The organism is Streptomyces sp. NPDC048419 (genome assembly GCF_043200415.1).
Classification (GTDB): Bacteria; Actinomycetota; Actinomycetes; order Streptomycetales; family Streptomycetaceae; genus Streptomyces.
Genome location: NZ_JBICXT010000008.1, coordinates 175157 through 185792, shown reverse-complemented (window position 1 = coordinate 185792; position 10636 = coordinate 175157). Strand labels below are relative to the sequence as shown.

At 70.9% G+C, this 10636-nt stretch carries 13 protein-coding genes; 3 read left to right on the top strand and 10 right to left on the bottom strand.

Going from position 1 to position 10636, the window contains the following annotated elements:
* Positions 1-86: 86 nt before the first annotated feature.
* Complete coding sequence (locus ACGFYN_RS19245; protein WP_393867010.1) at positions 87-464, bottom strand: STAS domain-containing protein; 378 nt, start codon at positions 462-464, stop codon at positions 87-89.
* Positions 465-690: 226 nt separating this feature from the next.
* On the opposite strand from ACGFYN_RS19245, the gene ACGFYN_RS19240 reads away from it, so the two are divergent.
* Positions 691-1134 carry an ATP-binding protein gene (locus ACGFYN_RS19240; protein ID WP_393867009.1) on the top strand — a complete coding sequence of 148 codons (444 nt, stop codon included), beginning with the start codon at positions 691-693 and terminating at the stop codon, positions 1132-1134.
* Between the two features lie 47 nt (positions 1135-1181).
* Positions 1182-2240 (top strand): P1 family peptidase, encoded by a 1059-nt coding sequence (locus tag ACGFYN_RS19235; protein WP_393867008.1) that lies wholly within the window; start codon positions 1182-1184, stop codon positions 2238-2240.
* A 29-nt stretch (positions 2241-2269) separates the two neighbouring features.
* On the opposite strand, the gene ACGFYN_RS19230 is transcribed toward ACGFYN_RS19235, so the two are convergent.
* The 7 genes from ACGFYN_RS19230 to ACGFYN_RS19200 all read right to left on the bottom strand — a co-directional run bounded on the left by ACGFYN_RS19230 (position 2270) and on the right by ACGFYN_RS19200 (position 7081).
* Entirely contained in the window at positions 2270-3136 is an 867-nt protein-coding gene (locus tag ACGFYN_RS19230) for an alpha/beta fold hydrolase (RefSeq protein WP_393867007.1), read from the bottom strand.
* A 27-nt stretch (positions 3137-3163) separates the two neighbouring features.
* Positions 3164-4090: an oxygenase MpaB family protein gene (locus tag ACGFYN_RS19225; RefSeq protein WP_393867006.1), complete on the bottom strand. Its 927-nt coding sequence runs from the start codon at positions 4088-4090 to the stop codon at positions 3164-3166.
* A 146-nt stretch (positions 4091-4236) separates the two neighbouring features.
* Positions 4237-4407: a hydrophobic protein gene (locus ACGFYN_RS19220; RefSeq protein ID WP_393867005.1), complete on the bottom strand. Its 171-nt coding sequence runs from the start codon at positions 4405-4407 to the stop codon at positions 4237-4239.
* Positions 4408-4570: 163 nt separating this feature from the next.
* Positions 4571-5422 carry a DMT family transporter gene (locus ACGFYN_RS19215; protein WP_393867004.1) on the bottom strand — a complete coding sequence of 284 codons (852 nt, stop codon included), beginning with the start codon at positions 5420-5422 and terminating at the stop codon, positions 4571-4573.
* A 130-nt stretch (positions 5423-5552) separates the two neighbouring features.
* On the bottom strand, positions 5553-6044 hold the full coding sequence (locus ACGFYN_RS19210; protein WP_393867003.1) for a hypothetical protein: 492 nt from the start codon (positions 6042-6044) through the stop codon (positions 5553-5555).
* 60 nt (positions 6045-6104) lie between these two features.
* Complete coding sequence (locus ACGFYN_RS19205) at positions 6105-6515, bottom strand: peptidase inhibitor family I36 protein (protein ID WP_393867002.1); 411 nt, start codon at positions 6513-6515, stop codon at positions 6105-6107.
* A complete protein-coding gene (locus tag ACGFYN_RS19200; protein WP_393867001.1) occupies positions 6509-7081 on the bottom strand; it encodes a peptidase inhibitor family I36 protein in 573 nt (190 codons plus the stop codon). The genes ACGFYN_RS19205 and ACGFYN_RS19200 overlap by 7 nt, the downstream gene beginning before the upstream one ends.
* A gap of 105 nt (positions 7082-7186) precedes the next feature.
* Between ACGFYN_RS19200 and ACGFYN_RS19195 the strand changes: the two genes are divergently transcribed.
* Positions 7187-8149: a helix-turn-helix domain-containing protein gene (locus tag ACGFYN_RS19195; RefSeq protein ID WP_393867000.1), complete on the top strand. Its 963-nt coding sequence runs from the start codon at positions 7187-7189 to the stop codon at positions 8147-8149.
* Here ACGFYN_RS19195 and ACGFYN_RS19190 read toward each other — a convergent pair.
* Positions 8097-8807, bottom strand: coding sequence for a YoaK family protein (locus ACGFYN_RS19190; RefSeq protein WP_393866999.1), 711 nt, complete (start codon positions 8805-8807; stop codon positions 8097-8099). The two genes, ACGFYN_RS19195 and ACGFYN_RS19190, sit on opposite strands and share 53 nt — an antisense overlap.
* A 4-nt stretch (positions 8808-8811) precedes the next feature.
* A complete protein-coding gene (locus ACGFYN_RS19185; protein ID WP_393866998.1) occupies positions 8812-10515 on the bottom strand; it encodes an NAD-dependent malic enzyme in 1704 nt (567 codons plus the stop codon).
* Positions 10516-10636 lie beyond the last annotated feature (121 nt).

Sequence of the window (10636 nt, the reverse complement as noted above, 5' to 3'; positions counted from 1 at the left end):
CATGAGGGAGCGGAACAGGGGTACTCGACACGGTTTGGCGGTGTGGGGTCACGGTCCGGTGGTGCGGTGTGCCGCCGACGCGGGCGTCACTCATCGACGGCGTCCTCGACGGCATCCTCCACGGTCGCGTGACAGCTGACGAGGGTGTCGAGCCCCACCAGCTGCACGGTACGCAGCACTGCCCCCCGCACTCCCGCGAGGCGCAGCCAGCCGTGCGCGGCCCGCATGGCCTGATGGGCGGCGATCAGGGCGTTGACGCCGCTGCTGTCCATGAACGTCACCCGGCTCATGTCCACCACGACCCGGTGACTGTCGGCGGAGTCCACCTCAGGCATGGCCCGGGTCAGGGCGCCCACGCTCTGGTAGTCCACCTCTCCGTGGAGGCCGAGCACGGTGATGCCGTCGATCTCGGAGCCGACCACGGACAGCTGGCCGCGCCCCACTGTTTCCCGGTTGTCTGCCACTCGTGTCCTCTGCGCACTCGGTCCGGCTGTGTCAGCTCGCTGGCGCCGACGATCGGCCCTCTGTTGCCACGCTTGCCCCGAGAACGCGAGTGCGATGCACGACAAGGACGATCCCGTGCGGCGCGGCACAGGAGTAACGCGCGTATTGCGGGGTAATCGCGCGGCCATGAACGGGGTATTGCAGATCACCGGCAGAGCGCCAGTCTCGTCCGAGGAGAGTTCACGCATGCCGGATACCGCACCAGCCGACGTGTCCATCGCCCTGGACGGGGCCGACGGCTGCATCTCGGGCGCGCGGAACCGGACGCTGGACTTCCTGACCCGGGCCAGGTCCGAGAGCGGGCTGCCGGTGTCGGCCCGCGCGATGGACCTGGCGCAGCTGGTCGTCAGCGAGCTGGTCACCAACGCGCTCAAGTACGCGCCGGGACCGGTGCTGCTGCACCTGCACATCGCCGACGAGGCGGTGGACATCGAGGTGTGGGACTCCGATCCGACGCTGCCGTTCGCCCGCGCCGCCGACAGCGGCCGGGTGGGGCAGCACGGTCTGGAGATCGTGATGGCGGTGGTGCAGAGCTTCGAGGCGCGGCGCGAGCCCGTGGGAAAGCGCCTCACCGTCCGGCTCGCGCTGGTCGACGATCCCGGCGATCCGCTACGGCGCCTCAGGAACTGAGCGCCCCCTCACCGGAGGAACGGCGCAGTGCCGCTACCGTGCCGGACATGCGCGATCCCGATCCACCAGCGCCCACGGCCGGCGGCAGAGCCCGCGCCATCGGGCTCGCCGTCGGCGAGCTGCCGGCGGGCCCGTACAACGCCCTCACGGACGTGCCCGGAGTGCGGGTCGGGCACACCACGCTGATCCACCCTCCCGGGGTGCACAGCGGGGTCACCGCGATCGTGCCGGACGGGGTGGGTCCGGGCAGCCCCCTGCCCGCCGGGGTGTTCGCGGGCAACGGCTACGGCAAGCTGATCGGTGCCACCCAGATCGCCGAACTCGGCGCGCTCGAGACCCCTGTCCTGCTCACCTCGACGCTGTCCGCGTTCCGGGTGGCGGACGCGCTTGTGGGCTGGACGCTGGAACGGCCCGGGAACGCGGACGTCCGGACCGTGAACCCGGTGGTGGGGGAGTGCAACGACGGTCTCCTGTCGGACATCCGGTCACGTCCGGTACGGGAGGAACACGTGCGCGCCGCGCTCGACGAGGCGTCGTACGGCCCGGTCGCCGAAGGCTGCGTCGGCGGCGGCACCGGCCTGACCGCGCTCGGGTTCAAGGCCGGTATCGGCACATCGTCGCGGCGCGTGCCGCTCGCCGGTCGGGAGAACACCCTCGGGGTGCTGGTGCAGGCCAACTTCGGCGGCACGCTGCGGGTAAGAGGCCGCACGGTCACTCCGGCCGACGTAGGTCTGCCGCTCGCCGGATCTGCCCCTGAGATCGGTTCCTGCATGGTCGTGGCCGCGACCGACGCCCCACTGGACGCGCGCCAGTTGACCCGCCTGGCCCGCCGTGCCGTCTACGCCCTGGCCCGGGTGGGTGCCGGTTACGGCCACGGCAGCGGCGACTACGGCCTCGCCTTCGGCACCCGCCCCCTGCGCACGCCCGCGGGCCCCGCCGTGGTTCGCGACGACGACCTCGACCCCCTGTTCACCGCCGTGCTCGACGCCGTCGAGGAGTCCGTCCTCAACGCACTTCTGACGGCTACGACGACCACGGGCCCGCGCGGGCACACCCGCCACCCGCTGCCGGCAGCACCCCTGCTCGCTCTGTTGGAGAGCGAGTAGGGCGAGCGGCCGGGGCGTGGACGCCGGCCCTACTCAGACCCGGTGAAGAAGGCCGAGAGGGACGACGCGAGGGCGTCCGGGGCCTCTTCGGCCACGTGGTGTCCGGCGTCGATGCCATGGCCGCGTACGTCCACCGTCCATCGGCGCCAGATGCTCACCGGGTCGCCGTACAGGTCCTCCAGGTCGTCCTTGAGGGACCAGAGGATCAGTGCCGGGCACCGGATCCGCTTGCCGGCGGCGTGGTCCTCCTCCTCGTGCCGCCGGTCGATCGTGAGGCCCGCCCGGTAGTCCTCCAGCATGGCCCGCACCACGTCGGGGTTTCTCGTGGCCGCCCGCCATTCGCCGTAGTTCTCCTCACCCATGGTCTTCGGGTCGCCGCGGTACCAGCCGTCCGGATCGGCGTTGATGATCCGTTCGGGAATCTCCGGCTGGGCGAAGAAGAACCAGTGCCACCACTTTGTGGCGAACTCGGCCGTGATGCGGGACAGATGCTCGGAGACGGGCAGACAGTCGATCAGCGCCACCCGCGAGACGACCTCGGGGTGGTCGAGCGCCAGGCGCAGTGCGACAGGTCCGCCGCGGTCGTGCCCGGCGAGCGCGAACCGGTTGTGGCCGAGCGACCGCATCACGGCGACCACGTCGTCGGCGACGGATCGCTTGGAGTGCGCCGAGTGATCGGCGGTGGGCGCCGGGCCGATGGACCGGCCGTATCCGCGCAGGTCGGGACAGACCACGGTGAAGCCCCGTCCGGTGAGGAGCGGGGCGACACGGTGCCACGTCGCGGACGTGCGGGGGTGACCGTGGAGCAGCACCACCGGCGGGCCCACTCCGCCGAAGCGGACGAAGATCGATGCTTCGCCGACGTCGATCCGTTCGGTCTCGAAGTCCTCGAACAAGGGGTGGGCCTCCTGCCCTCCGTGTACTCAGCCGGTCGTCGAGGTCGTCGAGGTCGTCGAGGTCGTCGAGGTCGTCGTGGGGCGCGACGGTGCCATCACCCAGCGGACCGCGGACGTGACGGCGCTTCCCATGGGCCTGACGCACCACTCGTCGACGACCGGGAGCCTCGGCAGACGCAGTGCCCGGGCGGCCCAGGAGGGGAGCAGGGAGACGGCGTTGGCGGCCAGGACGCCGTAGGGAAGGCGCACGGCGAGGGGGACGGGCGGGTTGAGGAGCAGGAAGCGGGCGGCCTCGCGTGCCTGGGCGGTGGCACGCAGTTCCGGTTGGTAGGAGGCGAACAGCTCGGCGAGTTCCGCGCGATTGCGGGGCGGGTCGGGCACGCCCAATTCGGTCGCTATACGGGCGGTGTCGGCGATGTAGCCGTCGCAGCCGTCGTCGGAGAGGGGATTCGTCCCGTAGCGCTGATGCGCGCGGAGGAAACTGTCGATCTCGGCCGCGTGCACCCAGCCGAGCAGATGAGGGTCGGCGGCGTGGTATTCGTCACCGTCGACGGTGAATCCCTGAATGCGCTCGTGGACCGACCGGACCTGTTCGCAGGCCTGCCGCGCGTGCTCCGCGGTTCCGTAGGTCGTCGTCGCGAGGAAGGTGCTCGTGCGCTGGAGCCGGCCCCAGGGGTCGCCGCGGTAGCCGGAGTGGGCCGCCACGGCGGCCATGGCCAGCGGGTGGAGGGACTGCAGCAGCAGCGCGGAGAGTCCGCCGATGAACATCGAGGCGTCTCCGTGCACCCGGCGGATCGGGCGCTCCGGTTCGAACCAGCGCGGACCAGGGGTTTCGTGGATGCGGGCGCGGTTGCGCGGGCCGTCCGGGCCTGCGACGCGGGTGAACAGGCCCCTGCCCAGCTGCCCTCTTAGAGCGGACAGGCCGGAGATACCGGACACGGCGGATGTTCCCAACTGGACGATTCTCATCAGCGCGGGGCCCTTCCTGCTCCGTCGGTCGCGGCGTTGTGCGCCACGGGCCGTCGGTGTCCAGTGTCGCGCGGGGCCCGCAGGCTCTGTGCCTGCGGGCCCCGCGCGGTGACCGTCATGTCCTGCCGGAACTACCAGCGGTACCAGCGGCCCCTGCGGCCGCCGTTCCCCGCGGGCCGGACCACGAAGCCGATCAGCCACAGCACCACCACGATGACCGCGACCCACCACAGTGCCTTGAGTGCGAAACCGGCACCGAAAAGAATCAGGGCAAGCAGCAGAACAAGAAGCAAGGGAATCATTATTCGTGCACCTCCGTCGTTTCTTCCGACGCTTCTGGTGCCCCGGGAAATGCGCCTCACGCACGGAGATTCCATTGTTTGTTCCGGGCGCGACCGGGAATTCGGATCTCTTTGTGCAGGTCGGGCCCCGGCCAGGGTGTCGCCGGCGTCCCGGTGCAAGATGTCAGCGGCCGAGCCCGAGAACCTGCACCGCCCGGCTCAGTACGACCACGCCCGCGAGGATCAGCAGGGCGCCAAGGAGCACGGGCACCAGCCACCAGCCCGTGCGGATCTGCTCGTCGAACAGGATGATGCCGAGCGCCAGGCTGACCGTCGCGTCGCCGATGGTCAGCGCGGGCTGGGACGCGACCAGCGGGCCCGCCTGGAGGGCGTTCTCCAGCAGGAGCAACGCGGCCACGCCGGCCAGTGCGAAGCCGTACGTCTGCCAGGCGGTGAGGAAGGCGGTGAGGCCGTGGTCGGCGAACGTGCCCGTCGCGGACTTGAGCAGGGCCGCCGTCAGAGCGTTGCCGATCGCGGCCGCGGCGGCGAGGAGCGCGGCCCGCAGGGTCGCCGGGCGTCCCGGGCGGGCCAGGACGACGGCCACGGCCATCGCGCCCAGGCAGACGCCGAGCACCGGAATCCAGCGCGTCATGGGGGCCGCGTCGTCTGCTCCGTGCGGGGCGGCGGAGGCGAGGCTCAGAGCCAGGCCGGCCACCACGCCGGCCACGCCCCACCAGCCCAGAGCCGGCAGTCGGCGGTGCATCAGCGGTGAGGCGACGAGCAGGGCGAAGGGCAGCTCGAGGATGAACAGCGGCTGCACGAGGGCGAGGGGGCCGTTGACCAGGGCCAGGCTCTGGAAGAGCGCGGCACCGATCACCCCGGCCATGCCGATCACCCAGGCGGGCCGGTGCACCAGTTCCGCGAGCAGGCGCAGTCCGCCCTTGCTGGTGGTGGAGGCCGCCTTGCGCTGGAAGGCGGTCCCCACGGCGTTGCTCGCGGCGCCCGCCACGGCGAAGACCGCGGCCAACTCGATCATGCGGTGCCTCGCAGGGGAGGGGACAGTGCGGCAGCCGTTCGCCAGGTCAGGCCTTCTGCAGACCTCAGCCTACGGAGTGCCCGCCCGGGACGCTCCCGGACGGGCACCACGACTCGGTCACGACGAGGCGTCAGCAGTTGCGGACGGACCAGACCGGATTCCAGTCCTGCGTCCCCACCTGCGGCGGGGAGAAGGTCCGCAGGACCTGGCCCTGGGCGCCGTAGAAGTACGAAGTGACCGAGCCGGTCTGCTTGTTGAGGTAGTAGCCGGAGTTGAGCCAGTTGGACAGGGAGTAGCGGTTGCAGGTGTAGAGGAAGAAGACCTTCCACTTCGAGACCGTGGGATCCCACACCTCGAGGCAGAGGTTTCCGGCCTTGCAGTCGAACGTCTCGTTCTCCGCCCGGTGGATCCAGTTGGTGGCCGGAGAGATCGTGGGCGAGACGGCGGCGGCCCGGTCCGGCAGTGCCCCGGCGTCGCGCGGTGCCGGCGGCGCGACCTGCACACGGTCGCCGGCGTGGGTGTCGGGGACGGCTGCCGCGTGAGCCGATCCGGTGGTGAAGGCGGCCAGCAGTGCCCAGGCCAGTACGGCGATGATGCCGAGGAAGGAGCGCTTCGCGCGCATGGATGAGACCTCCGTCAGGACGACATCCGGTGTCGGTGACTCAGCTGCTGTGTCGGTGGTTCAGCACTCGCCGCGCCAGACGACACGGGTGATGGTCAGGCCCCCCTCGGCGTTGGCCTTGTAGCGGCCAGGACCGGGGTTGTAGTGGAAGCAGTCGGTCGACGGCTGTCCGCCCACGTACGACGTGACGTCGACGTGGTCGGCACCCGGGTACCGGACGCCGTTGTTGAAGATCGAGCCGACGCCGAGGTTGCCGGACCAGTTGCCCGCCACCTTCAGCACGAGCCTTCCCGTCTGGTCGGGCCCGCTGTAGGCGCAGAAGTAGCCCTTCCCGCAGCCGGGCGGGTTGGCCTCCGCGGCGGCCGTCGGAGCGGTGGCAAGGACGCCGGTGAAGGCCACCGCCACGGCCCCGGCGCCCAGTGCGCCGAGCCGCCTGCCGGTCAGCATCGTGCGCGGACCGCCCGTCAGCATTCGCCGCGCCAGACGACCTTGACGATGCGGGTGCCCGGAGCGGCGTTCCCCTTGTAGGCGCCGGGGCCCGGGTTGTAGTGGAGGCAGACGGTTTCCGTCCCGCCGTCGACGGCGTACGTCATGTCGACGTGGTCGGCGCCCGGGAACCGGATGCCGTTGTTGAACGCGGAGCGGAAGGCTACGTTCCCGGACCAGTTCCCCGCGGTTTTCACCACGAGTTGACCGGTCTGGTTCTCTCCGCTGTAGGCGCAGAAGTATTCCTTCGGACAGCCGGGCGGATTGGCCTCGGCCGAGGCACCCGGCGCGGTCGCCAGCACGGTGGCGAAGGCGGCGGCCGCCACCGCCCCGAAAGCAGCGCGTTTGCGCATGACGATGTTCCCCCTGTTGGTCGGTCCTGCGAAGATCACGGTCGCGTGCGTCTTCAGGTTGCCTGCCGCCCGTGCCAGGTGCCAGGTCATTCGATCCTCGTCGAATACGCCTGATGATGCGGCCGAACAGCCGTGCGCCGAGGCCGAATTGGCGAGGGCGGTTGGCGCGAAACGAGATGTCGGGGAATTCGCTTCCACGGGACCATGAGGACAATCGCGTGCCCATCGCGTGCCCCCACTTCAGCTCATCACGTGACCGACTGCGAGAGTTCCGTGCTCCGAGTGCATTTCACGCGCGAAGACTTGCTCAGGACGCGCGTCGCCGCCGTCCCCGATCCTTTGTGGGAGATCGTCCTCAGTCTGAATCTGCTGGGGACGCGTCAGGGACGTGCCGTCTTCGACACCTGGAGCGGCCAGGCGCGTGCCCGGCTGCGGCGTTTGCCCCTGCGGCAGTTGCATCTGGTCAGGGCGCTGGCCCCGCCGCGCGGCAGTTTCCCCGACTTCCTCAATCCGGCCGAGGCGTCCCGAGGACTGCAGGAGGGAGTCCAGGCGATTCTCTCCACCTCCCGCAGGCGTCTGCGGGAGGAGATGAACGTGCTGGCCGCGGCGCCTTCCTGGCTGCGCCCTCTCGCGGACGGGGAACCCCAGGCACTGGAGACCCTGGGACAGGCGCTGCACCGCTACTTCGACGCGGCCCTGCCCCCGTACTGGTCCGCGGTGCGCGCACAGATCGAGGCGGACCGCGCCGTGCGCGCCAGGGAACTGCTGCGGGGCGGAGTGGACGCGCTGCTGTCGACCCTGGGTCCGTCACTGCGCTGGCGTTCGCCCGTACTCGAAACGGCCTATCCCCTCGACCGCGACCTCCAACTGCACGGCAGAGGACTCCTGTTGGTGCCCTCGGTCTTCTGCTGGCAGACCCCCATCACCCTGTCGGACCCGCGACTGCCGCCGGTGCTGGTCTACCCCGTCGCGCGCACCCACCACTGGTGGGCGCCGCCCCAGCGGCCGGGCGACGGGGCCCGTACGACGCTGGACCGGCTCCTCGGCCATGGACGGACCGCTGTGCTCCGCGCCCTGGAGGACGGGTGCACGACCGGTGAGGCGGCCCGCCGGGCGGGCGTGACCGCCGCGACGGCCGGCGAACACGTCAGGATTCTGCGGGAGGCCGAGCTGGCCGTTTCGGTCCGCGACCGGAACACCGTGCTGCACGTGCTCACTCCGCTGGGCGTCGGCCTGCTGAAGGCCAACCGGGCGAGAGCAGAGTGAACGCGACGACGACCGCAAGGGCGGCGACCATGGCCAGCGTCCACCGGGGACCGGTCAGCCGGACGGCCGCCGCACCGAGCGCGGCGCCGCCGACCAGGGTCAGAACGCTCAGTGCCTGCCGCGAATTCGACGACGACGTGCGTTCCTCCGCACGGCCCGCGAACAGCCCGGTCAGCGTGCTGGTCATGACCGTGGTGGTGAGCCCCGCGACGCCGAGCCGCCTGACCGCGGCGTTCTGCATGCCCAGCGCCACTGCGCACAGAGCGATCGGCAGCAGCACGGGCTCCTGATCGCCGCTGTACGACCACGTAAGTACGGCCACGACGAACAGGGCGGCCTCCAGCAGTGCGCAGATCCCCACCAGCGCCTGGTGGTTCACATGGTGCGGAGCCACGGCGCGCACCAGCAAGGCTCCCACGACGAAGCCGCCAAGTGCCGTCAGCGGTCCGGCGGGTGAGGATCCCGGTGTGCCGGCGAGGGTCAGGCCGACGAGTACGAGATTGCCGGTCATGTTCGCCACGAACGTCTGGCCGAGGCCCAGGAGGCTGACCGCGTCGATGACACCGCTGAGCAGCGTCAGCAGCAGCAACGGCGGGACGACGAGGCCGTGTTGGCGTACAGCGGCAACTGCTGTGCGGGCGGGCGTAGTCGAATCCACCGCCTCAGACACCGACGACGGGCCGGTACACCGGCTCCCACATCGCCCGGCGTACGAGCTCCTCGATCGTGTCGTCCACGGGCTCCCGGGCGACGCCGTCCTCGGCCGCGGCCCGGGCCACGGCGACGGCCACCGCGGCGGACGTCCGGCGCAGTTCAGTGGTGAGGGGCAGGAGGGGAGCGCCGGGCCGGGAGGAGTCGACCTGGTCGGCGACCGCGTGGGCCGCGGCGGACAGCATGGCGTCGGTGACCCGGATGGCGCGGGCGACGACGGCGCCCAGGCCGAGGCCGGGGAAGACCAGCGCGTTGTTGGCCTGGCCGATCTCGTAGGTGACCCCGCCGCTGGTGACCGGCGCGAACGGGCTTCCGGTCGCGACGAGCGCGCGGCCGTCGGACCAGTCCAGCAGCTCGGAGGGGACGGCCTCGGCCAGCCTGGTCGGGTTCGACATCGGCAGGATGATGGGGCGTTCGGTGTGCGCGGACATCTCCCGTACGACGGTCTCGGTGAACGCCCCGCCCTGGCCGGAGGTCCCGATCAGGACGGTGGGCCGGACCCGGCGGATCACCTCCTCCAGGGAGATGCCTGCGACCTTCTCGTCCCGCTGCCATCCCGCGACCTCCTCGGCGGCGCGGGCGTAGGGGAGTTGGAAGTCCCGCAGGCCCTCCTGGCCACGGGTGATCAGCCCGTGGCGGTCCACGGCCCAGATCCGGGCGGTGGCCTCCTCGCGGGTCAGGCCCTCCGCGGCCATGGCGTCCCGCAGCTGGTCGGCGATGCCCATGCCCGCCGTGCCGGCGCCGAAGACCACGACGCGGTGCTCGGGCAGCGGCATTCCGCTGGCCCGTACGCCGGACAGGACCGCGGCGAGGTTGACCGCGCCGGTGCCCTGGATGTCGTCGTTGAAGACGAAGTGCTCGCCGCGGTAACGGTCGAGGACGCGGCGGGCGTTGGCGGGCCCGAAGTCCTCGAAGTGCAGCATGGCGTCGGGGAAGAGGCGTTCCGCGGTGGTGACGTACCGGTCGATGAAGGCGTCGTACGTCCGCGTGTCCACGCGGGGGTGGCGGTTGCCCAAGTAGAGCGGGTCGTCCAGGAGTTGCTGACGGTTGGTGCCGACATCGAGGACGACGGCCAGGGTGCGGGCCGGGTCGATGCCCGCCGCCGCGGTGTAGACGGCGAGTTTGCCCACCGAGATGTCGATGCCGCCCACCCCCCAGTCGCCGATGCCCAGGATGGCCTCGCCGTCCGTCGCCACGATCAGATCGACGTCACCGGCCGCCAACCCCGAGGAGCGCAGGGCGCGTTCCATGTCCTCGGGCGCGTCCACCGACAGGTAGATGCCGCGCGGGCGCCGGTACTCGTTGCTGTACCGCTCGATGGCCGTGCCGACCGTCGGCGTGTAGACGATGGGCAGCATCTCGGAGAGGTGGTCGCTCAACAGGCGGTAGAACAGCACCTCGTTGCGGTCGTGCAGGGCGGACAGGTTGACGTGCTTGGCCAGATCGGTGGGCTGCTCCGTGTACTGGCCGTAGGCGCGCCGTGCCTGCTGGTCAAGCGTCAGGATGTGGGGTGGGATCAGGCCGTCCAGGCCCAGGTCGCGGCGTTCTCGTTCGGTGAAGGCCGTGCCGCGGTTCAGCCGGGGATCGGCCAGTACGGCCCGGCCGCGCGCCGAGGTCTCGAACCTGCTCTTGCCTGCGTTCCAGTACGTGTTCATCGTCGCTCCGTGAGGTGTCGGGGCCGGGACCGTCGGTCGCCCTGTCATCCCTTCCAGGGTCGTCGTGGGAGTTCCATGCGTCCAATGCCTTGATGCGTGTCGTTCCATGCCTCAGTAGCAT